This window comes from Mycolicibacterium chlorophenolicum (assembly GCF_001044235.1).
In the GTDB taxonomy this organism is placed as follows: Bacteria; Actinomycetota; Actinomycetes; order Mycobacteriales; family Mycobacteriaceae; genus Mycobacterium; species Mycobacterium chlorophenolicum.
Window position 1 is genome coordinate 1 of the sequence record NZ_JYNL01000001.1, and the last position, 21,078, is coordinate 21,078.

At 67.1% G+C, this 21,078-nt stretch carries 16 protein-coding genes and 4 pseudogenes; 6 read left to right on the forward strand and 14 right to left on the reverse strand.

Going from position 1 to position 21,078, the window contains the following annotated elements; translation table 11 throughout:
• The 9 genes and pseudogenes from MCHLDSM_RS37575 to iolC form a co-directional block, all read right to left on the reverse strand.
• Nucleotides 1-278: pseudogene (locus MCHLDSM_RS37575) on the reverse strand (aldehyde dehydrogenase family protein); the annotation flags it as partial.
• Nucleotides 279-359: 81 nt separating this feature from the next.
• Nucleotides 360-766, reverse strand: a pseudogene (locus tag MCHLDSM_RS38865) (aldehyde dehydrogenase family protein); the annotation flags it as partial.
• A 1-nt stretch (nt 767) separates the two neighbouring features.
• Nucleotides 768-989 (reverse strand): annotated as a pseudogene (locus MCHLDSM_RS38870) (aldehyde dehydrogenase family protein); the annotation flags it as partial.
• A gap of 1 nt (nt 990) precedes the next feature.
• Nucleotides 991-1,217 (reverse strand): annotated as a pseudogene (locus MCHLDSM_RS38875) (aldehyde dehydrogenase family protein); the annotation flags it as partial.
• A gap of 18 nt (nt 1,218-1,235) precedes the next feature.
• Nucleotides 1,236-2,243, reverse strand: a complete 1,008-nt coding sequence (locus MCHLDSM_RS00010; RefSeq protein ID WP_048468439.1) for a Gfo/Idh/MocA family protein — start codon at nt 2,241-2,243, stop codon at nt 1,236-1,238.
• A gap of 5 nt (nt 2,244-2,248) precedes the next feature.
• Nucleotides 2,249-4,195: a 3D-(3,5/4)-trihydroxycyclohexane-1,2-dione acylhydrolase (decyclizing) gene (gene iolD, locus MCHLDSM_RS00015; RefSeq protein WP_048468286.1), complete on the reverse strand. Its 1,947-nt coding sequence runs from the start codon at nt 4,193-4,195 to the stop codon at nt 2,249-2,251.
• 3 nt (nt 4,196-4,198) lie between these two features.
• On the reverse strand, nt 4,199-5,101 hold the full coding sequence (gene iolB / locus MCHLDSM_RS00020; protein WP_048468287.1) for a 5-deoxy-glucuronate isomerase: 903 nt from the start codon (nt 5,099-5,101) through the stop codon (nt 4,199-4,201).
• Nucleotides 5,098-5,982 (reverse strand): Cgl0159 family (beta/alpha)8-fold protein, encoded by an 885-nt coding sequence (locus MCHLDSM_RS00025; RefSeq protein WP_048468288.1) that lies wholly within the window; start codon nt 5,980-5,982, stop codon nt 5,098-5,100. The genes iolB and MCHLDSM_RS00025 overlap by 4 nt, the downstream gene beginning before the upstream one ends.
• Nucleotides 5,975-6,943: a 5-dehydro-2-deoxygluconokinase gene (gene iolC, locus MCHLDSM_RS00030; RefSeq protein WP_048468289.1), complete on the reverse strand. Its 969-nt coding sequence runs from the start codon at nt 6,941-6,943 to the stop codon at nt 5,975-5,977. The genes MCHLDSM_RS00025 and iolC overlap by 8 nt, the downstream gene beginning before the upstream one ends.
• Nucleotides 6,944-7,100: 157 nt before the next feature.
• Here iolC and MCHLDSM_RS00035 point away from each other — a divergent pair, with 157 nt between their 5' ends.
• The gene (locus MCHLDSM_RS00035) at nt 7,101-7,832 is read left to right on the forward strand and encodes a GntR family transcriptional regulator (protein ID WP_048468440.1); all 732 of its coding nucleotides are present in this window, start codon (nt 7,101-7,103) and stop codon (nt 7,830-7,832) included.
• Here MCHLDSM_RS00035 and MCHLDSM_RS00040 read toward each other — a convergent pair.
• Nucleotides 7,829-8,611, reverse strand: a complete 783-nt coding sequence (locus MCHLDSM_RS00040) for a TIM barrel protein (RefSeq protein ID WP_048468290.1) — start codon at nt 8,609-8,611, stop codon at nt 7,829-7,831. The two genes, MCHLDSM_RS00035 and MCHLDSM_RS00040, sit on opposite strands and share 4 nt — an antisense overlap.
• 222 nt (nt 8,612-8,833) lie before the next feature.
• Here MCHLDSM_RS00040 and MCHLDSM_RS00045 point away from each other — a divergent pair, with 222 nt between their 5' ends.
• From MCHLDSM_RS00045 to MCHLDSM_RS00055, 3 genes are read left to right on the forward strand one after another with little or no spacing between them, the layout of a single operon-like run.
• Nucleotides 8,834-9,826 (forward strand): sugar ABC transporter substrate-binding protein, encoded by a 993-nt coding sequence (locus MCHLDSM_RS00045; protein ID WP_048468441.1) that lies wholly within the window; start codon nt 8,834-8,836, stop codon nt 9,824-9,826.
• Nucleotides 9,827-9,843: 17 nt separating this feature from the next.
• Nucleotides 9,844-10,902, forward strand: a complete 1,059-nt coding sequence (locus MCHLDSM_RS00050) for an ABC transporter permease (protein WP_048468291.1) — start codon at nt 9,844-9,846, stop codon at nt 10,900-10,902.
• A 4-nt stretch (nt 10,903-10,906) separates the two neighbouring features.
• On the forward strand, nt 10,907-11,731 hold the full coding sequence (locus MCHLDSM_RS00055) for an ATP-binding cassette domain-containing protein (protein ID WP_048468292.1): 825 nt from the start codon (nt 10,907-10,909) through the stop codon (nt 11,729-11,731).
• Between the two features lie 2 nt (nt 11,732-11,733).
• Here the strand turns inward: MCHLDSM_RS00055 and MCHLDSM_RS00060 are convergent, their stop codons facing one another.
• From MCHLDSM_RS00060 to MCHLDSM_RS00075, 4 genes are read right to left on the reverse strand one after another with little or no spacing between them, the layout of a single operon-like run.
• The gene (locus MCHLDSM_RS00060; protein WP_048468293.1) at nt 11,734-14,094 is read right to left on the reverse strand and encodes an arylsulfatase; all 2,361 of its coding nucleotides are present in this window, start codon (nt 14,092-14,094) and stop codon (nt 11,734-11,736) included.
• Complete coding sequence (locus MCHLDSM_RS00065) at nt 14,072-14,968, reverse strand: bile acid:sodium symporter family protein (RefSeq protein WP_053082787.1); 897 nt, start codon at nt 14,966-14,968, stop codon at nt 14,072-14,074. Before MCHLDSM_RS00065 ends, MCHLDSM_RS00060 begins: the two co-directional genes overlap by 23 nt.
• 12 nt (nt 14,969-14,980) lie before the next feature.
• Complete coding sequence (locus tag MCHLDSM_RS00070; protein ID WP_048468294.1) at nt 14,981-17,332, reverse strand: arylsulfatase; 2,352 nt, start codon at nt 17,330-17,332, stop codon at nt 14,981-14,983.
• Between the two features lie 33 nt (nt 17,333-17,365).
• Nucleotides 17,366-18,862, reverse strand: coding sequence for an arylsulfatase (locus tag MCHLDSM_RS00075; protein WP_407661916.1), 1,497 nt, complete (start codon nt 18,860-18,862; stop codon nt 17,366-17,368).
• 209 nt (nt 18,863-19,071) lie between these two features.
• Between MCHLDSM_RS00075 and MCHLDSM_RS37975 the strand changes: the two genes are divergently transcribed.
• Both MCHLDSM_RS37975 and MCHLDSM_RS00080 read left to right on the forward strand, forming a co-directional pair.
• Nucleotides 19,072-19,221: a hypothetical protein gene (locus MCHLDSM_RS37975; RefSeq protein ID WP_156090908.1), complete on the forward strand. Its 150-nt coding sequence runs from the start codon at nt 19,072-19,074 to the stop codon at nt 19,219-19,221.
• Nucleotides 19,222-19,759: 538 nt separating this feature from the next.
• Nucleotides 19,760-21,067 carry a hypothetical protein gene (locus MCHLDSM_RS00080; protein ID WP_063840590.1) on the forward strand — a complete coding sequence of 436 codons (1,308 nt, stop codon included), beginning with the start codon at nt 19,760-19,762 and terminating at the stop codon, nt 21,065-21,067.
• Nucleotides 21,068-21,078: the final 11 nt, after the last annotated feature.

A 21,078-nucleotide genomic window follows, 5' to 3' on the forward strand; every position in this document is an offset into this window, starting at 1 on the left:
GTGGTGCGTTCGGCGATTTTGGCGACCAGGTCATCGGCGATGGGGCCGACCGCGACGGCGGCGGAGATGGCCATGCAGCGTTCCCCGGCCGAGCCGAACCCGGCGTTGACCATGGCGTCGGCGGCCAGGTCGAGGTCGGCGTCGGGCAGGATCACGGCGTGGTTCTTGGCCCCGCCCAGGGCTTGGACGCGTTTGCCGGCGGCGGTGCCGGTGGCGTAGACGTACTGCGCGATGGGGGTCGACCCGACGAACGACACCGATTTGATCTTCGGGTTGGTGAGGAGTTCGTCGACGGCGGTTTTGTCGCCGTGCAGGACGTTGAACACCCCGGCGGGCAGGCCGGCTTCTTTCCACAGGTNTTGATCTTCGGGTTGGTGAGGAGTTCGTCGACGGCGGTTTTGTCGCCGTGCAGGACGTTGAACACCCCGGCGGGCAGGCCGGCTTCTTTCCACAGGTTGGCGATCCACAGCGACGCGGAGGGGTCTTTCTCGCTGGGTTTGAGGACGACGGTGTTGCCGGTGGCGATGGCGATGGGGAAGAACCACATCGGGACCATGGCGGGGAAGTTGAACGGGGAGATGATGGCGACCGGGCCGAGGGGTTGGCGCAGGGAGTAGACGTCGACCTTGGTGGAGGCGTTCTCGGTGTAGCCGCCCTTGAGCAGGTGGGGGATGCCGCAGGCGAACTCGACGACTTCCTGACCACGGCTCACTTCGCCGAGGGCGTCGGAGACGACTTTGCCGTGTTCGGCGGTGATGATCTCGGCNGGGATGCCGCAGGCGAACTCGACGACTTCCTGACCACGGCTCACTTCGCCGAGGGCGTCGGAGACGACTTTGCCGTGTTCGGCGGTGATGATCTCGGCGAGTTCACCTTTGCGCTCGTTGAGCAGTTCGCGGAATCGGAACAGGATCTGGGTGCGTTTGGCCAGCGAGGTGTCCCGCCAGGCGGGGAACGCCGCGGCGGCGGCGTCGATCACGTGGCGCGCGNAGTTCGCGGAATCGGAACAGGATCTGGGTGCGTTTGGCCAGCGAGGTGTCCCGCCAGGCGGGGAACGCCGCGGCGGCGGCGTCGATCACGTGGCGCGCGTCAGCGACCGACGCCAACGCCACCTGCCCGGTCACCACCCCCGTCGCCGGATTCGTCACCGGCGCAGAAGCTTCGCTACTTCCGGTGAACACCGCGTTGTCGGCCCAATGGGAAATCGTGTTGGTCATGTCGTTGTTCCTTCTGTCTCAGGGCTTGAGGTCTGCGAGCTGCACGTCGACGGGCAGACCGGTGTCGAGGGATTCGACGCCCGCGGCGCACACCGCGGCCGCCGCGTAGCCGTCCCAGGCGGTGGGCCCGTCTACGTTGCGCCCGCTGCGCACCGCGTCGACCCACCGCTGGATCTCGGTGTCGTAGGCGCGGCCGAACCGTTCGCGGAATCCGGGGGTGATCCGGCCGCCCCAGGTTCCGGGTGCGGACTTGCGGATCAGCCCGACGTCCAGACCGATCATCGCGCTGCCGCGCTCGCCGACCACCTCGGTGCGCACCTCGTAGGCCACGCCGGTGGTGACGAACAACTCGACGTCGACGTGCCGGCCGCTCACCGTCTTCAGGATCGCGATCTGCGGATCGATGACGCCGTCGGGCGCACCGGGATTCGACGCCGGGCGGACGATCTGCACGCTGGCGATCTCCTCGCCGAACAGAAACCGGGTCACATCGACCTCGTGCACCAACGAGTCCTTGACGATCAACGAGCTGTCGAAGTAACTGGGCACGCTCGGGTTGCGGTGCACACAGTGCATCACCAGCGGAGTGCCCAGCTCGCCACCGTCGAGCAGCGCCTTGAGCGCCATGTACTCCTCGTCGAACCGCCGCATGAACCCGACCTGGATCAGCGGGCGCTGCAGCTCGGCCTCCCGCCTGGCGATCTCCAGCGACGTGGAAACGTCTGTGGTCAAGGGCTTTTCGCACATCACGGGCTTGCCGTGCTCCAGGCACGCCAGCAGCTGCTTCTCGTGGGTGCTGCCCGGGGTGGCCAGCACCACGGCGTCCACGTCGGCGTCGGCGATGGCGTCCAACGGGTCGGACACCGCACGGCAGCCGTCGATCTCGGACGCGATCTGTTCGGCCTTCTCCGCGACGAAGTCGTTGACGACCGTCACCCGCGCCCCGGAGATCCGGGACGTTATGCGGGCGACGTGGTCGGCGCCCATCACTCCGACACCGAGCACGGCGACCCTGAGGTCGGACATGCCCGTCACTCCGACGGCCTGATCAGCGGACGCTGGACCTTCTTCCAGTCCGCGTACCGCTGGTAGGCCTGCTGCGTCGATTCGAGCGAGGACACCTCGCTGACCGGGACGTCCCACCAGGAGTGGCTGTCGGGGGCGTAGATCAGCGGGTCGGTCTCGACGTAGATCACCGTGATGCGGTCGGCGGCCTTGGCGACCTTGACCGCATCGGCGAACTCGGCAGCCGTCGTCACCTTGATGACCTCGGCGCCCAGGCTCGCCGCGTTGGCAGCCAGATCGACCGGCAGGGTGTCGCCGTCGAGCCGGCCGTCCTCGCTGCGATAGCGGTAGGCGGTGCCGAATCGCTGAGAGCCCAACGACTCCGACAGCCCGCCGATCGAGGCGAACCCGTGGTTCTGCACCAGCACCGGGATGATCTTGACGCCCTCCTGCACGGCGGTCACGATCTCCGTGGCCATCATCAGATAGGAGCCGTCGCCGACCATGACGAACACGTCGCGGTCGGGCGCAGCCATCCGCACCCCGATACCTCCGGCGATCTCGTAGCCCATGCAGGAGTAGCCGTACTCGACGTGATAGCCCTTGCGGTCGCGCATCCGCCACAGCTTGTGAAGATCCCCGGGCATCGATCCGGCCGCGCACACCACCACGTCGCGCGGGTCGGACAGGGTGTTCACCAGGCCGATCACCTGATTCTGGTTGAGCGCGGCGCCGTCGTCGGTGCGGTACACCCCCGAGACCGTGTCGTTCCACTCGGCCATCAGTTCGGCTGTCCGGGACCGGTATTCGTCGCCGACGGTGTAGTCGCCGACCGCGGCGGCGAGCGCCTCGAGGGCTTCGCGGGCGTCGGCGACGACGCTGATGCCGCCCTGCTTGACCGCGTCCAGCGACGTGACGTTGACGTTGACGAACCGCACGTCGGGGTTGTTGAAGGCGGTCCGCGATGCCGACGTGAAGTCGCTGTAGCGGGTGCCGATGCCGATGATCACGTCGGCCTCGCCGGCCAACGCGTTGGCGGCCGTCGTGCCGGTGGATCCGACCGCACCGACCGACTGCGGATGCTCGTGCAGCAGCGATCCCTTGCCGGCCTGGCTCTCGCACACCGGGATTCCGGTCTGCGCCGCGAACTGCGCCAGAGCGTCATCGGCGCCGGAGTAGATGACGCCGCCGCCGGCCACGATCAGCGGCTTGCGCGCCGAGCGCACCACCTCGGCGGCACGGGCGATCACCGACCGCTCGACCGGCGGCCGGGCGATGTGCCAGGTGCGTTCGGCGAACAGCGATTCCGGCCAGTCGTGGGCCTGCGCCTGGACGTCCTGCGGCAGCGACACCGTCGCCGCGCCCGTCTCGGCGGGGTCGGTCAGCACCCGCATCGCACCGAGCAGGGCGGCGGGCAGCTGCTCGGGACGCCACACCCGGTCGAAGTACCGGGACAGCGGCTTGAACGCGTCGTTGACCGTCACGTCGCCGCTCGAGGGCAACTCCAGTTCCTGCAGCACCGGCGAACTCACCCGCGTCGCGAACGTGTCCGACGGCAGCAGCAGCACCGGTAGCCGGTTGATCGTGGCCAGGGCCGCGCCGGTGAGCATATTGGACGAGCCGGGGCCGATGCTGGCGGTGACCGCCCAGGCCTGCAGCCGGTCCTGCTGGCGGGCATAGGCCACCGCCGTGTGCACCATCGCCTGCTCGTTGCGGCCGAGCACGTACTTCAGTCCCGGCTCGACGCCGGCCTCGTGGGCTTCGACCTCATCCTGCAGCAGAGCCTGCCCGATGCCGGCCACGTTGCCGTGCCCGAAGATGCCCAGGCATCCGGCGAAGAACTTGTGCCGCTGCCCGTCCCGCTCGACGTACTGGTTGGCCAGGAAGCGGACGGTCGCCTGGGCGACGGTGAGTCGCACCGTCGGTTCGGTGTCGGCGAGCTTCTCGGTCGACTTCGGCGCGGTGGAAACCACGGTTCAGTCTCCTATCCAGCCGGCGGAGCCGGCGTGTTCAGTGGCGGAGGACGGGGTGAAGGGAAGGCGCGGGTCCACCTGTTGGTGCTCCCAGCTGCCGCGCAACCAGGTGTGGGCGGGGTCGTCACAGATCATCCAGGCGCGGGTGGGTCCCGAGCCGGCCATCACGTTGAGGTAGTACATGTGGTGCCCCGGCGCGGCGATGGACGGGCCGTGATAGCCGTGCGGCACCAGCACGACGTCGCCGGTCCGCACCTCCTCGAGCACCTCGATGGGCCGCTCAGGTGTGCCGTAGACGCGGTGATAACCGAATCCCGTTGTGCCGGCGGGGCTGTCGTCGATCTCGAAGTAGTAGATCTCCTCGAGCTGGGTCTCCACGTCGGTGTTCTCGTCGTGCTTGTGCGCGGGATAGCTCGACCAGTTGCCGCCGGGCGTGAGCACCTCGCACGCGATCAGCGAATCCGCCTCGAACGTCGTCGCGGTACCGAAGTTGTGCACCTCGCGGCTGCAGTTGCCTGCACCGCGCAGCTCGACCGGCACGTCGGCCGCGGCCACCCGCCGGTTCGGGAACGACGCCGATGCCCGGGCGCCGCAGATCGCGATCCGGCCGCGGCCCGAGAGGGTGTACTCCTGACCGATGCCGAGGTAGACCATGTCGGCGGGTCCATCGAACACCGAGACCCGTGGCGACAGCGCGAACGTCTCACCGGCGCACTCGACGGTCGCGGCACCGGCGAGTGGCAGGATCATCACCTCGGTGCCCTCGGTGGCCAGCGACACCTCGCCACCGTCACCGAGATCGAGCACGTGCAGGGAGGATTCGGCCCAGCCCGCATCTTCGGGGGTGATCGCGACCGTGAACGGCGCGGCGGCGCTGTTGGCGGGGATGTAGAGCTTCGAGTTCATCGGACCATCGCCACCGCGGTCGCGACGGCCGAGCTGACGTCGTCGTCGGGAGGGTACAGCAGGGTGCGGCCGACGATCAGCCCGCGCACCGACGGCAAAGCGAGCGCCTTCTCCCAGCTCGCGAACGCCTCGTCGGGGTCCGTCGGGTCGCCGCCGAGCAGCAGGGTGGGCATGGTGGTGGAGTCCATCACCCGGTCCATCTCGTCGACCACGGGGAGCTTCATCCACGTGTAGGCCGACGTGGAGCCCAGGCCCTGACCGATGTGCACCGACTTGATCACCGCATCCGGCGACAGGTCGTTGCGGACCTTGCCGTTGACGCGCGACGACATGAACGGCTCCAGCATGGCGATCAGCCCGTGCGCGGCGAGCTCGTCGACGGCCTGGGCGCACGATGCCAGCGTGGCGACGGTGCCCGGGTCGTCGAGATCGATGCGGCACAGCATCTTTCCGCCGTTCATGTTGGCCGCTGCGGTGGACGCGGCCGTGGCACCGGTCATCCGGTCGTCGAGCTCGAACGACGAACCCGCCAGACCGCCGCGGTTGAACGAACTGAACACGACCTTGTCCTCGAGCGCGCCGAGCAGCACCAGGTCATCGAGGATGTCGGCGGTGGCCAGCACCCCGTCCACCCCCGGATCGGCCAGCGCCGCGCGCAGCCGGTCGAGCAGATCGGTGCGGCTGTTCATCGCGGTCGGACGCGAGCCGACGGCCAGTGCGCCGCGCGCGGGATGGTCGGCGGCGACGATCATCAGGCGGCCGTTGCCGCGCGTCGTCGGCCGGGTGGTGCGGCTCTGCCACGCCCGGGCGACGGCGCCGGGATCGGTGGCCCGCAGATCGGTGATGGCCGAATAGTCGCGGCAGAGGGCGGTTTCAGACATTGACGGCTTCCTCTGCGGTTTGTTCGGCCAGTTCGGCGACCTCGGTGGCCGTCGGCATGGCGGTCGAGCATTCGAGCCGGCCGGCGACGATGGCGCCCGCGGCGTTGGCGTAGCGCAGGGTCTTCTCGAGCGACCAACCGTGGAGCAGTCCGTGGCACAGGCTGCCGCCGAACGCATCGCCGGCGCCGAGGCCGTTGACGACGTCGACCTCGTTGGGTGCCACGGTCACCGACGACCGGCGGCTCTTGCCGAGTACGCCCCGCGGACCCTGCTTGACGATGGCCAGCTCGACGCCGAGGTCGAGCAGCGCGTCGGCCGCCTTGTGCGGATTCGACTCGCCGACGGCGATCTCGCACTCCTCACGGTTGCCGACGGCGACGGTGACGTGCGACAGCGCCTTGCGCACCTGTTCGGTGGCGGCGGCGGGGGAGTCCCAGAACATCGGCCGGAAGTCGAGATCCAGCACGGTGAGAGGGCGGCGTTCGCGCGCCTCCCAGGCCGCGAAATGTGCACTGCGGCTGGGCTCTTCGGACAACCCAGTGACCGTGGCCCAGAACAGGCGCGCCGAGCGCACCGCGTCGGCGTCGATCTCGTCGGGGCGGATCTGCAGGTCAGGTGCGCTGGGCTTGCGGTAGAAGTACAGCGGAAAGTCGTCGGGAGGGAAGATCTCGCAGAACGTCACCGGCGTCGGGAACTCACCGTGGGTGGAGACGAACCGGTTGTCCACCCCCAGGCGGGCGAGCTCGTTGCGCACGAACCGGCCGAACGGGTCGTCGCCGGCTCCCGAGATCAGGGCCGTGCGGTTGCCCAGCCGGGCCGCGGCGACGGCGACGTTGGCGGCGCTGCCCCCGAGGAACTTGCCGAAGGACTCGACGTCTTCGAGGCCGACGCCGACCTGAAGGGGATACACGTCGACGCCGCTGCGCCCGATGGCGAGCACGTCATATGGCTGATTGGTCATCACAAGTCACTCCGACGGATAGGTGTGGGTGGCTGTTATGACTGTGCCTCCCGCCACACCATCATGTCAATACTTTGTCCTGACATTCTATCTTGTTGTCAATCGGGTGTTACGCTTCCTCTGGCAAGCCCAGGGCAAACTCGAGATCGGAGCCGCCGTGCCTCTGACCGTGGAGCTCGACAGGTCCAGTCCTGTCCCCCTCTACTATCAGCTCGCGCAGGCCATCGAGGCCGCCATCAGGGACGGTGAGCTCGCCCCGGGCGACCGCTTCGAAAACGAACTGGCGCTGGCCAAACGACTCTCGCTGTCGCGGCCGACGACCCGGCGCGCCATCCAGGAACTCGTCGACAAGGGTCTGCTGGTGCGCAAACGCGGCGTCGGCACGCAGGTGGTGCAGAACCCGGTGCACCGCCGTGTGGAACTGACCAGCCTGTTCGACGACCTCGCCCGCGCGGGGCAGGAACCGACCACCACGCTCCTCGACTACCAGGTCGGGCCGCCCGAGGAAGATGTCGCGCGCGAGCTCAATCTGGCGCTGGACCGCGAGGTGGTGTCGATTCGCCGATTGCGGTGCGCCAACGGCGAGCCACTCGCGGTGATGACGAACTACCTGCCCGTCGAGATCGCCCCCGACGCCGAGGAACTCGAGAGCAGTGGGCTCTATCAGTCGTTGCGCGCGCGGGGCGTGCACATCCGGTTGGCACGCCAGCGGATCGGGGCCCGCGGCGCCACGCGCGCCGAGGCGCAGTTGCTCGACGAGAAGCCGAACGCGCCGTTGCTCACGATGGCGCGCACCGCGTTCGACGACTCGGGCGCGGCGGTCGAGTTCGGCAACCACTGCTATCGCGCGTCGCGGTACTACTTCGACACCACGCTCGTCGACCGCTAGGAGAACGCGGCGCGGAAGGCCTGGAGCGCGGCTTCGCTGCCCGCGGTGCCTGCGCCGGCCGCCCAGGCCTCCATGCCGATCGTCCCGCCGTAGCCCATCTCGCGCAGCGCGTCAGCAATCGCGGGATAGTTGATCTCGCCGGTGCCCGGCTCCTGCCGGCCCGGCACATCGGCCACCTGGATCTCGCCGATTGACGGCCCGCAGCGGCGCAGCAACTCGATCAGGTTCCCCTCGCCGATCTGCGCGTGGTAGAGGTCCAGCATCATCTTCACGTTGGGGTGCCCGACGCCTTCGACGAGTGCGAGCGTGTCCTTGGCGCGCGCCAGCGGGACGCCCGGGTGGTCGACGATCGTGTTGAGGTTCTCCACGACGAACGTCACGCCGGCCGCGGCGCCCAGCTCACCGAGGCGCTCGAGCGTGCGGGCGGCCGTCAGCCACATCTGACCGGTCGCCCGCTGTCGCGGCCTGGCCGCCTGCCCGTCCACCAGTTCGGCGGTGTGCACGTTCAGGCGTGAAACACCCAGTGTCGCAGCGGCTTTGATACTGAGATCCGCGGTGCGGACCACCTCGTCGCAGCTGTCCGGATCGATGAGATCGCCGTGCAGATATCCGGTCATCGATGTGAACACCGCACCCGTCGCGGCCAGCGCGTCGAGGTCTTTGTCGTGCCAGCTCCAGATCTCCGCCGCGAATCCGAGGTCGTGGATCCGCCTCACGCGATCGACGATCGGCAGGTCGCGGAACACCATCTCCGAGCACACGGCCAGCTGAAAGCTCATTGCAGTTCCCCATCCAGAGAGAAGCGGATCGTCGACGCGATCACGGCGTACTCGCGTGATCTGCGGCGATCGTAACCGGATATGACTTGCAGTCCTAATGTCAGGACAAAGTCTTGACTTTCCGTTGTGAGCCGTATTACATCACTTCTGAGGCGTGTCGCCCGGCACAGCCCCTCAGGGTTCGGTGAGGGCGGCGCGGGATCTCGAGGACAAGGAGATGTGATGACGTTCAAGCGGCTTGCGGCACTCGCCGGGGCGGGCGTTCTGGCGGTGGGGATCGTGTCGTGCTCATCGACCGGCGGCAAGCCCGCGGGCTCGGGTGACGGCGGCAGTGGCGGTGGCACCGTCGACACGCCGCGGATGACGATCGCGATGATCACCCACGAGGTGCCGGGTGACTCGTTCTGGGATCTGATCCGCAAGGGCGCCGAGACGGCGGCCAAGAAGGACAACATCGAACTCCGCTACTCCAACGACCCCGAGGCGCCCAACCAGGCCAACCTGGTGCAGAGCGCACTCGACAGCGGCGTCGACGGCATCGCGCTCACGCTGGCCAAGCCCGACGCGATGGCGCCCGCGGTGAAAGCGGCGACCGACAAGGGGATTCCGGTGGTCGCCTTCAACTCCGGATTCGACAACTGGAAGTCGATGGGCGTGCAGGAGTACTTCGGCCAGGACGAGAAGCTGGCCGGCGTCTCGGCGGGGGAGAAGCTCAACGCCGACGGCGCCAAGAAGGTCGTCTGCGTCATCCAGGAGCAGGGCCAGGTCGCGCTCGAGTCCCGGTGCGCCGGCGTGACGCAGGGCTTCAAGGGTCAGACCGAACTGCTGAACGTCAACAGCAAGGACATGCCGTCGGTCGAATCGACGATCACCGCCAAGCTGCAGCAGGATCCGTCGGTCGACACGATCGTCGCGCTCGGCGCGCCCATCGCCCTGACCGCGGTCCAGTCGAAGAAGAACGCGGGCAGCAACGCCAAGATCGTCACCTTCGACACCAACGCCGCGCTCGTCGACGCCATCAAGAGCGGTGACGTCCAGTGGGCCGTCGACCAACAGCCCTACCTGCAGGGCTATCTCGCCGTCGACGCGCTGTGGCTGTACCTGAACAACAAGAACCTGATCGGCGGAGGCCAGGCCACGCTGACCGGACCGTCGTTCATCGACAAGTCCAACATCGACGCCGTGGCCGAACTGGCCAAGGGCGGCACCCGATAGCACTGGGGGAGACTGACATGACAACACAGGCAGACCTCGACGTCGCTGACCACAAGGTGGTGCGCGACGAGCGGGTGAAGGAACGGAATCGACTGCAGCGGCTGCTGATCCGGCCCGAGATGGGTGCAGCGATCGGCGCGATCGGGATCTTCGTCTTCTTTCTGATCGTGGCGGCCCCGTTCCGTGAGGCAGGGTCACTGGCCACGGTGCTCTACGCGAGCTCGACCATCGGCATCATGGCATGCGGTGTGGCCGTACTGATGATCGGCGGCGAGTTCGACCTGTCGGCCGGTGTGGCGGTGACGTTCAGCTCGCTGGCGGCGTCGATGCTGGCCTACAACCTGCATCTCAACCTGTGGGTGGGCGCGCTCCTGTCGCTGATCCTTGCGTTGGCGGTTGGCTTCTTCAACGGTTTCCTGGTGATGAGGACCAAGATCCCCAGCTTCCTGATCACGCTGAGCACGTTCTTCATGCTCGCCGGCATCAATCTCGCTGTCACCAAATTGGTTTCGGGCCAGGTCGCCACTCAGAGCGTCAGCGACATGCAGGGCTGGGATTCCGCGCAGAAGGTGTTCGCGTCGTCGTTCACCCTGTTCGGCGTCAGCATCCGCATCACGGTGGTGTGGTGGCTGGTGTTCACCGCGATCGCGACGTGGGTGTTGTTCAAGACCAGGATCGGCAACTGGATCTTCGCCGTCGGCGGTGACGCCGACAGCGCTCGCGCCGTGGGTGTTCCGGTCACCAAGGTCAAGATCGGACTGTTCATGTTCGTCGGCTTCTGCGCCTGGTTCGTGGGCATGCACCTGCTGTTCGCGTTCAACACCGTGCAGTCCGGGCAGGGCATCGGCAACGAGTTCTTCTACATCATCGCCGCCGTCATCGGTGGGTGCCTCCTGACCGGTGGTTACGGCACCGCGATCGGCGCCGCCATCGGTGCGTTCATCTTCGGCATGACCAACCAGGGCATCGTCTACGCCGGCTGGGATCCCGACTGGTTCAAGTTCTTCCTCGGCGCGATGCTGCTGTTCGCGGTGATCGCCAACAACGCCTTCCGCAACTACGCCGCAAAGAAGTGATCTGATGACCATCTCCATGGAAAAGCCCAGCAGCGACGCACCGTCCGGCGGCAAGGTTCCGCTGGTCGAGCTCAAGGATGTCGGAAAGTCCTACGGCAACATCACCGCGCTCAAGGGCATCTGCCTGCGGGTGCACGCCGGTGAGGTGACCGGCATCCTCGGCGACAACGGTGCCGGCAAGTCCACGCTGATCAAGATCATCTCCGGGCTGCATCAGCAGACGGAGGGGGAGCTGCTCGTCGACGGTGAACCGATGAGGTTCGGTTCGCCCGCCGACGCACTGGCCAAAGGCATTGCCACGGTGTACCAGAACCTGGCTGTCGTGCCGCTGATGCCGGTGTGGCGCAACTTCTTCCTCGGCCAGGAGCTGCGCAAGAAGTCGTTCCCGTTCTCGCTGGACGCCAACGCAATGCGGGCCACCACTCTGACGGAGCTGGCGAAGATGGGCATCGAGTTGCCCGACGTCGACGCGCCGATCGGCTCGCTGTCGGGCGGCCAGCGCCAGTGCGTGGCCATCGCGCGGGCGGTGTTCTTCGGGGCGCGCGTCCTGATCCTCGACGAGCCCACCGCCGCGCTGGGCGTCAAACAGTCGGGTGTGGTGCTCAAATACATCACCGCGGCCAAGGAGGCCGGTTTCGGCGTGGTGTTCATCACGCACAACCCGCACCACGCGCACCTCGTCGGCGACCACTTCGTCCTGCTCAACCGTGGCAGGCAGAAGCTGGACTGCGCCTATGACGACATCACGCTCGAACACCTGACGCAGCAGATGGCCGGCGGCGACGAACTCGAGGCGCTGTCGCACGAGCTGCGCAGCGCCAAGGGCTGAGGTCAACCGCCGGTGGCGGAGGGGCCGTCGACCGCCGGGGTGCGTGAGCCCGGCGGGAAGACCTCGACGTCGACGCTCGCGATCGTTCCCGAGAACCGGAAGGGACGCCGGTCGAAATAGTCCGGTGACACGGGCGAGCCGAGATCGACGCCGACGCCGAAGGTCTCACTCGCGGTGAATGCTGCGGGCACGGTTCTGGCCACCACGACCGTGGCGACCTCGCTGCCGTCGACCTCCAGCGTCACCGTGGCCGGCGCCATCGGCTGCGGTGACGAGAAGGCCGTGTCGACGGTGATGACATGGGCACCCGGGGCAACGGGTACCGCGCTGCGCGCCTGAAAGCGGTCGATGATCAGCATGTTGTACTCGTAGACGAGAACTCCCGCGTCCAAGAACAGCGTCACACCACCCGAGAACCCGCCGAGCGAGTAGACCACACCGCTGGCCGATTCCGGCACCGTCAGCGCGATAACGACGTGGCTGTCCTGTCGCCCCAGCCCGGGGGCAGTGAACTCGGGCATCCGGGTACAGGTGCCGTCGAACCGCCACTTCGTGTACGGCGAGGCCACGCGATCCTCCGGATGGATGCGCAGCCACAACCCCGCCCCGATCGGCCACACCAGGTTGTCCCTGGACACCTCTTTGAACAACGCCTTCAGTTCCGCCAGCTTGCCGGGATGGGTGGCCGCGAGATCGTCGGCCTGGGAGAAGTCCTCGTCGAGGTGGTAGAGCTCCCACGGCTCGGTGTCGGCGTCCCAGTTCGCCAGCCGCTGGGCCGTGCCAGGGGTGTCCCACGGCACGAACGGTCCGAAGGCGCACGCGAACCAGCCGTCGGAGTAGATGCCGCGGCTCGCGCTGTTCTCGAAGTACTGCACCGTCTTGCGGGTGGCCTGATTCGGATGGTCGAAGGTGTACGCCATGCTGACGCCGTCCATCGGCTTCTGCTCGTGTCCGTCGACGACGGTCGGATGCGGGATGCCGAGAATCTCGTAGAGGGTGGGGACGATGTCGTTCACGTGGTGGAACTGGGTGCGCATCGCACCGTCGGGGGTGATGCGCCGTGGCCACGACACCGCCATCGGGTTGCGGGTGCCACCGAAGTGGCTGGCGACCAGTTTGGTGTGGTGGAACGGGGTGTTGCCTGCCCATGCCCATCCTGCGTGATACATGTTGTCGGTCTTCGGCGTGCCCAACGCCGTGAGTCCACCGAGTCGCTCGAGGGCGGCCAGCTGTTCCTCGACGGTGACCGGAATGTTGTTCTGCGCCAACAGCTCACTGATGCTGCCTTTCTGTCCCTCGGCGCTGGAACCGTTGTCGCCGAAGATGTAGAAGACGATCGTGTTCTCGGTCTTGCCGAGTCGGTCCATCTCGTCGAGGATTCGGCCGACCTGAACGTCGACGTGTTCGACGAAGCCGGCGAAGACCTCCATCAGCCGCCGCTGAAAGGGTCGTTGCGCTTCGGGGACTTCTGCCCAGCCCTGCATGCTGTCGGCGCGCGGGGTGAGTTGCGCGGTCGCGGGAATCCAGCCGCGTTCCTTCTGCCGGGCGAAGACCCGCTCGCGGTAGTCGTCCCACCCGGTGTCGAACCTGCCCGCGTACTTGTCCGCCCATTCGCCGAAGATGTGGTGGGGGCCGTGCGCGGCGCCCGGCGCCCAGTACATCAGGAACGGGCGATCGGGTGCGAACGACTCATGCCTGCCCAGCCAGGAGATGGCGCGATCGGCCAGATCCTCGGACAGGTGATAGTTCTCGTCGTGCGGTGGCTCGATCGGATTCAGGTTCTCGTAGAGACGCGGCTCCCACTGCGAGGTCTCACCCGCGATGAACCCGTAGAAGTAGTCGAAGCCGTGGCCGGTGGGCCAGCGGTCGAAGGGGCCCATCGCCGTCGTCTCGGTGGCCGGCGAGTTGTGCCACTTCCCGAACGCCGCGGTGGTGTAACCGTAGTGCTGGAGCACCTCGGCGACGGTGGCGGTGTCCTTGCCGATCACACCGGTGTAGCCGTCCCAGTCGACGGCGCGTTCGGCGATCGTGCCGGAATGCACGCGGTGATGGTTGCGGCCGGTCAGCAGCGCCGCCCGAGTCGGTGAGCAGATCGAGGTGGTGTGGAACGTGTTGTACGCCAATCCCTGTTCGGCCACCCGCCGGAACGCGGGCGTGCTGACTTCTCCGCCCACCACATCGGACAATCCGAAACCGACGTCATCGAGCAGGACGATGAGGATGTTGGGCGCATCGGCGGGCAGCCGCGGGTTCTCGACTCGGCGCTGGTGAGTCGATTCGGCGAGGGTGAAACCCGCCGTACTCGCCGACTCGGTGGACGGGAACGGCAGAACCGATCCGTCAGCCGGCACGGTGTTCGTCATCGGGCTCCTCCTTCACGGGGATATTGAGGCGCCGCAGGCTGTTCCGGTGCCAGTAGGCGTAGAGAAGGCCCACCGCGACATTGACAGCGAGGTAGATCAGGATCGCAGCCCTGAAATTCTTATCGGGGTAGTTCGCGGCGGCCACAGCCAGAGCGGTGCCGGGGTGGCGGCACGCCGCCGAAAACGCCAGCACCGCCGAGTGGTGCGGATCTGGCGCGCCGAGCAGATGTCCGATGACGAACCCGGTCACCACGAACACCGCGATGGCGACCACGGTGCCATTCCCGATCAGGCGCCACACGTCGGGCGCCGCGGCGGCGAGCAGCACGACGGCGGCGAGGGGCATGAAGATCTTGCCGGCGCGCTCCACCTGGATGGCGACTGCCTGGGCGAATCGGGCTGCGACGGCACGGGTCACCATGCCGAGCGCCAGGGGCACCAGGATGGATACCGACACCACGTCGGCGATCGCCGCGGGCGTGGTGACGTAGACACGGCCGAAGGCCACGCCGATCAGCTGCACGGCCGCCGGAACCACGGCGATGGAGAGCACCGCCAGCACGACCATCAGGCCCAGTCCGTAACGCTCACCGCCGCCCGCCTTCGCCTCGCGTGTCGGTAGCAGCGGCGGTAGCGGTGAGATGGCCAGAGCCACCAGCGCGATCTCCACGGTCGGGGTGAAGTCGAACCACCGGGCCAGCGCCACCGCGAGCGCGGGCATCACCACCAGGACCGCGAGCACGGATCGGCCGAGCAGTGCCGGGCGGGCGAACAGGTAGCGCAGATCGACGAATTCGGCCCGCAGTCCGTAGCCGAAGACGATGACGAACAGGCTGACCTGGAATGCGACGACGACGAGATGCTTCAGATCCACAGCCGACCCGTGCTACTGCTTCGCGAGCGCGATCGCGAACTGGGCCTCGTGGTCCTCGACGTGTTCGCCGCTGACGTCGACGATCACCCGGCGGATCCGGCCGGTGAACGCGAAGGGCGCCGTGTACTCCGGTGTCACGGTCGATCCCGAGTCGGCACCGACCAACATGGCGCCGCCCTGGGCCAGCCGGATCGGTGTGGTCACCGGCAGGTCGCCGCGACCGGTCTCGGTTCCGTCGACGAGAAGCCGCACCCGTCCCGGAGTTCCTCTGCCATTCTTCACATCCGGGGGTCCCGTGGGTTCGAACTCCATGCGCAAGACATGGTGGCCGGCCGGAACGGCCGTCGCCGACCTGACGGAGAAGATCTCCTTGGCGACGTAGTTGTGCGCGAAGCACAGCAGACCGTTCTGAACGTAGAACGAGATCCCTCCGTCGTTGCCGCCCATGCTGAGCAGCACCCCCTCGACACTGGCGCCGGCGTCGACTTCGGCGCTGATCGAGTAGGGGCGATTGAGGATCTTCGGCGCGGCGGCAGCCGGAATCGATTGTGTACCCGGGTAGAGGACGGAGCGGTCGCGGCTCGCGGCGATCTGCGGGCGCTCGTCGGCGATGCGGGCGGTGGCGCGGCTGTCGATGGGCAGGACGTGGTAGCGGCCGGCCTCGGTGTACCACATGGCGATCATCGCGATCAGCCGTGCGCGTTCCGGTCCGGCGAGATTCGTCGTCTCGGCGTAGTCCGCTTCTACGTGATAAAGCTCCCATCCGGTCGCGTCGAGTTCGGTGAGCATGTCGGCGGTGATCACGTCACCGAACCGGTGGGCCGATTCGGTGAAAGACGGTCCCGGCCAGGGACATACCGCACGCCAGCCGTCATGGTAGAGCGAGCGGTGGCCGAGCATCTCGAAGTACTGCGTCACGCGGCGGCTCGGCGCTGCCGCGTCGGCGAAGGTGTGGCGGAAGCTCACCCCCTCGATCGGGGACTGGGTCACACCGGCGATGGCGGCGGGCGGTTCGAGGCCGAGCGCGTCGAGCACCGTCGGGACCATGTCGACGATGTGCGTGTACTGCATCCGCGTCTCGCCGTGAGCGGTGATGCCTCGCGGCCAGCTCACGATGAACGGATCGGTGGTGCCGCCGCGGTAGGTCTCCCGCTTCCATCGCCGGAACGGCGTGTTCCCGGCATTGGTCCAGCCCCACGGAAAGTGGTTGAAGAGCGCTGGGCCGCCGAGGTCGTCGATGCGGGCCAGACCGTCGGCGACCGTGTCGGGGACGTTGTTGAAGAAACGGGTCTCGTTCACTGACCCCGTCGGTCCGCCTTCGGCGCTGGAGCCGTTGTCGGAGACCAGCATGATCAGCGTGTTGTCGTACTCGCCGATCTCCCTGAGGAATTCGATGAGCCGGCCGAGGTGGTGATCGGTGTGTTCGAGAAATCCGGCGAAGACCTCCATCATCCGGGCGTAGAGGCGGCGCTCGTCGGCGGACAACGACCCCCATGACTGCACATCGGGATCGTGCGGCGACAGCGTGGTGTCCCCGGGTACCACACCGAGGTCTTTCTGCCGCTCGAACACCCGCTCGCGGTAGACATCCCAGCCCTCGTCGAACGCGCCCGTGTACTTGTCCGCCCACTCCCGTGGCACGTGATGCGGCGAATGCATCGCCCCCGGAGCGAAGTACAGGAAGAAGGGTTTGTCCGGCGCGACCTGTTTGGCGTCGGCGATCATCGCTGTGGCCTTCTCGACCAGGTCGGGAGTCAGGTGGTACCCGTGCTCCGGCGTGGTCTCGGGTTCGGTCTGCGAATTGTCGCGGACCAGTTCCGGATGGTACTGGTGGGTGTCGCCGCCGAGGAACCCGTAGTACCGCTCGAAACCTCGTCCCAGCGGCCAGCGGTCGTACGGTCCCGCGGCGGTCATCGTCTCCTCCGGCGCCAGGTGCCACTTGCCCACGCAGTACGTGTTGTAGCCGACCGACTTGAGGATCTCGGAGAGAAATCCGTTCTCGAACGGGATGTACCCGTCCGAACCGGGGAATCCCGTCGAACCGTTGGTGAGACACGCCAGGTGATTCGAATGATGGTTGCGTCCGGTGAGGATGCACGACCGAGACGGGGAGCACAGTGCCGTGGTGTGCATGTTGGCGTAGCGCAGACCATCGGCGGCGAGTTGGTCGATAGTCGGCGTGGCGATGGGACTTCCGTAACACCCCAGATGACCGAAGCCCATGTCGTCGATGACGATGAACACGACGTTGGGGGCGGACGGATCCGTACGCACCGGCGCCGGCCACGCGGGAACGGACTCGGCCGGCGTCCGCCCGATCACACCCGTGAAGGCGGTGCCTGGCGGATACTCGTTCAGCGTCATACGGTTTCGACCCATCGTGGTGGTTCCTGCGGCTCAGCTGCTGGCGGCGGCGCCGTCCCGGAGCTTGTCCATGACCTGCTCGAGGCTGAAGCTGGCCGACTTCTGCCGCTGTGGGAACTCCGCGAACGTCGCCAGCGCGCGGCCGACGTAGGCCTGCGCCGGCACGAGCAGGTACGCGTGCGACAGCAGCCAGTCGTAGTACGTGTTCGACGTCAGGTCGGCCCGCTCGTAGGGGTCGGTGCGCAGATTGAAGATCTTCGGGACGCGCAACGCGGTGTAGGGCTCGGCCCAGATTCGCATCGTGCCCTGGCAGCGTTGCTCCAGGAAGACGATCTTCCAGTTGTCGAAGCGCAGAGCGGTCAGATCACCGTCGTCGGAGACGTAGAAGAAGTGCTGGCGCGGACTCGTGGCGGTCTGGCCGATCAGGTACGGCAGTTGATCGTGCCCGTCGAGATGCACCGTGTAGGTCGTGCCGCCCAGGTCGACACCGGTGCGAAGCTGCGCGGCGATGTCCGGGACGCCGGCGGCCGACAGCAGAGTGACGAACCAATCGTTGTGGCTGACGATGCCGCGCAGAACCGTGCCCGCGCTGATGTGGCCGGGCCAGCGCACCATTGCCGGGACACGGTAGGCGCCTTCCCAGTTCGAGTTCTTCTCGTTACGGAACGGCGTCATGCCCGCATCGGGCCACGAGTTCATGTGCGGGCCGTTGTCTGTCGAATACATGACGATGGTGTCGTCAGCGATCCCGAGCTCGTCGAGGGTGTCGAGCAGACTGCCCACCAGATCGTCGTGATCCATCATCGTGTCGTGGTAAGTGGACTGCCATCGCCCCGAGCGACCGACGCTGTCCGGCTTGGGGTGCGTGCGGAAGTGCATGTGGGTGGAGTTGAACCATACGAAGAACGGGGTCTGCTCCTGGTGCTGGCGGTGGATGAATTCAACGGCGGCATCACGGAATTCCTCGTCGACCGTCTCCATCCGCTTCTTGGTCAGCGGCCCGGTGTCCTCGATGCGTTGCGTGCCGTCGCCGTTGGTCCAGCTGTGCAGCACTCCGCGGGGTCCGAACTTCCTCCGGAACTCCGGATCCTTCGGGTAGTCGGGTTCCTCGGGTTCCTCCTCCGCATTGAGGTGGTACAGGTTTCCGAAGAACTCGTCGAAACCGTGCATCGTGGGTAGATGCTCGTCGCGGTCGCCCAGGTGATTCTTGCCGAATTGGCCGGTCGCGTAACCGCGAGTCTTGAGCGCGGTCGCGATTGTCGGGTCCGCGGCCTGCAGGCCGAGTTCGGCGCCGGGCAGGCCGACCTTGGTCAGGCCGGTGCGGTAAGGGTTCTGGCCGGTGATGAACGCCGCGCGTCCCGCAGTGCAGCTCTGCTCGCCGTAGTAGTCGGTGAACAACGCACCTTCATCGGCGATCCGGTCGATGTTCGGGGTGCAGTAGCCCATCACACCGTTGCTGTAGCAGCTCAGGTTGCTCTGCCCGATGTCGTCGCCCCAGATGACCAGAATGTTCGGTGCGTTCGTCACCAGGTGGCCTTTCGCCGCAGGTAGAGCGCTTGACTCGGTATCGCCCACACTTCGGCACCGCGGAGATCGCGGGCTAGGGCCATAGGACACCCGTCATCCCGCACAATGCCCGCGGGGGAGCATCACCGCGTCGACGAACGTTCACGGTCTCGACATGGTGACGCTTGCCGCGTCGGCGGGCCGGATGGCGGGCCGGGCGGCACAATGAATTCATGGACAGTGTTTTCGACAACCGGACGGATGTTCCCGTCTGGCGTGACCCGCTGTCGGCTGGATGGCGCGCTCACCGGAGCCTGCTGATGCTGCGCCTGCGTTGGCACGAGCGGCGGTCGGCGGGCGCGGATCAGGCCGACCGCGGCTGAGGCGATGAATCGGGGCGCCTGCGCCCGTTCTGTCGGGCAGTACGGCGCGCGGCGCTGTCGGCGACCGTCACCGTCGTCGGCGGAGGGCGGGGATCGAAAAAATAATCGGCATCGCGACCTGGTTGCCAGATCTTCGCTATCTGGATAATCGCAGCCCGTCGAGTCGTGGTCGTCAGCCGTTGCCGCATTCGGACTGCTGTCCCTGCGCAGGTCGCCAGCAACCTTCTCAATTCCGCAACGGGGCGTAGCGTTGCGAACCCTTTCACCAGCGAACTCAGAGGATCACGTCCACTGGCCCCGTGTCGGACGGACGTACCACAATCCGCGGGCGCCATCCGCCTCCAGGCCTTTGCCGATGATTCTCACAGACGTTTGACCAGGTACGAAGCCGAGGCTCCTGGTCTGAACAACAGTCTTTTGCTGGCCTGGACATTCCGGCTTGACGCGTGCAACTTCTTGACGCAAAACGCGGACATGTCAACTTACTGCTGAGTAAATTACCGCCGTTCATGTTTGAACTTTCAACGAAGGAGAGTCCATGCACGTCGCTGTCAGGCCGCCTCTGGCAACCGCTGTCGCACTGGTCGGGGCCGGCGCCATCGCGCTGAGTCCGATCCAGCCACCGCTCCCGGATGTCGCGGCCGTCCGGGTGTCGGAGGCGGCCGTCCACCTCGTCGCGCAGCCGAATCCGCTCGCCCTGTGGTCGGAGGTGATCGCCGGTGCGATCCAGAACGCCGGCGGCCTGGGGCAGGAGGTGCTGTCGGACCCGGTGCCCGTGCTGCGCCAGCTCCTGAAGAACCAGTTGGGCTACCTGGGCACCGTCGGCGACGCGGGTAAGGGCATCATCGAGGGGCTGGCCGAGTACTTCTCACCGGACAATCCATTCGGCCTGCAGGCCGGGATCCGGGACGCGGTCGCGCAGATCAAGGTCGGCCAGATTGCGGCCGGCTTCGCCACCTTGACCTCGACCATCATCGCCGGACCTCTCGTGGTCGGTGTCGGACTCCCGCTTCTGACCTCGGGACTGCTGCAGGTACCGGTGAAGATCGCGCAGAACGTGGCGGCCGCGGTGGGCGCGCTGTTCGACAACACGAACATCGTGCCGCTGCTGACGGCGGCGATCTCGCCGATCATCGCTCCCATCAACGCTTTCGGCGAATCCGTGCAAGACGTCGTCCAGGCCCTCGGCGCTGGCCACCTCCTCGACGCCCTCACGGCGGTGATTAACGTGCCCGCCCGACTCGTCGGCGCCGTGTTGAACGGCTACACCGACGTCAACGGCACCTTCGCCCCCGGTTTGCTCTCGGTCAGTGACAATCCCTTCAACGCCGGCTTGCTGCAGAGCGTGTTCGTCAACCTGCCCAGGGCGATCGCGGCGGCACTGGGCGCCGAGACGCCCGCCACGACGGCCAAGACGGCCAAGACGGCCTCTGCCGACGCGGTCGCCACTGCGTCGATCGACGCGGCGGCGACGGTGACGCTGACCGTGCCTGCGAGCCACAGCGCCTCGGAGACAACCGAACCGGAGCCCGCACCGGCACCGGCACCCGGCACGGCAGACGCGGCGGAGACGGCGGCGGATGCGGACACCGAGGAGCGGCCCGCCGAGGATCCCGCGGAGACGCCCGTCGACGACGACACCTCCGGCGACGCTGACGTCGTCGACGACGAGGCCGCAGCCGACGACGTGACCGTCGGTGACGACAGCGGAACGGATGGCGACGACCCGGCCGCCGAAACCAGTGATCCCGATCCGGCCGGCGGCACCGACAGCGCCGGTGACGCAGCGGGATCCGGAGACCCGGGTGGCGCCGCGTCCGGCTCGGACGGCGCGGCCGGCGAGTAGTTCCGAGGGTA

What these genes read in the sequence shown, in the direction of transcription:
- MCHLDSM_RS00010 (WP_048468439.1), bottom strand. Translation starts at nt 2,243, where the DNA reads ATGTCCGACCTCAGGGTCGCCGTGCTCGGTGTCGGAGTGATGGGCGCC.
- iolB (WP_048468287.1), bottom strand. Translation starts at nt 5,101, where the DNA reads ATGAACTCGAAGCTCTACATCCCCGCCAACAGCGCCGCCGCGCCGTTC.
- MCHLDSM_RS00025 (WP_048468288.1), bottom strand. Translation starts at nt 5,982, where the DNA reads ATGTCTGAAACCGCCCTCTGCCGCGACTATTCGGCCATCACCGATCTG.
- iolC (WP_048468289.1), bottom strand. Translation starts at nt 6,943, where the DNA reads ATGACCAATCAGCCATATGACGTGCTCGCCATCGGGCGCAGCGGCGTC.
- MCHLDSM_RS00040 (WP_048468290.1), bottom strand. Translation starts at nt 8,611, where the DNA reads ATGAGCTTTCAGCTGGCCGTGTGCTCGGAGATGGTGTTCCGCGACCTG.
- MCHLDSM_RS00045 (WP_048468441.1), top strand. Translation starts at nt 8,834, where the DNA reads ATGACGTTCAAGCGGCTTGCGGCACTCGCCGGGGCGGGCGTTCTGGCG.
- MCHLDSM_RS00050 (WP_048468291.1), top strand. Translation starts at nt 9,844, where the DNA reads ATGACAACACAGGCAGACCTCGACGTCGCTGACCACAAGGTGGTGCGC.
- MCHLDSM_RS00055 (WP_048468292.1), top strand. Translation starts at nt 10,907, where the DNA reads ATGACCATCTCCATGGAAAAGCCCAGCAGCGACGCACCGTCCGGCGGC.
- MCHLDSM_RS00060 (WP_048468293.1), bottom strand. Translation starts at nt 14,094, where the DNA reads ATGACGAACACCGTGCCGGCTGACGGATCGGTTCTGCCGTTCCCGTCC.
- MCHLDSM_RS00070 (WP_048468294.1), bottom strand. Translation starts at nt 17,332, where the DNA reads ATGACGCTGAACGAGTATCCGCCAGGCACCGCCTTCACGGGTGTGATC.
- MCHLDSM_RS37975 (WP_156090908.1), top strand. Translation starts at nt 19,072, where the DNA reads ATGGACAGTGTTTTCGACAACCGGACGGATGTTCCCGTCTGGCGTGAC.
- MCHLDSM_RS00080 (WP_063840590.1), top strand. Translation starts at nt 19,760, where the DNA reads ATGCACGTCGCTGTCAGGCCGCCTCTGGCAACCGCTGTCGCACTGGTC.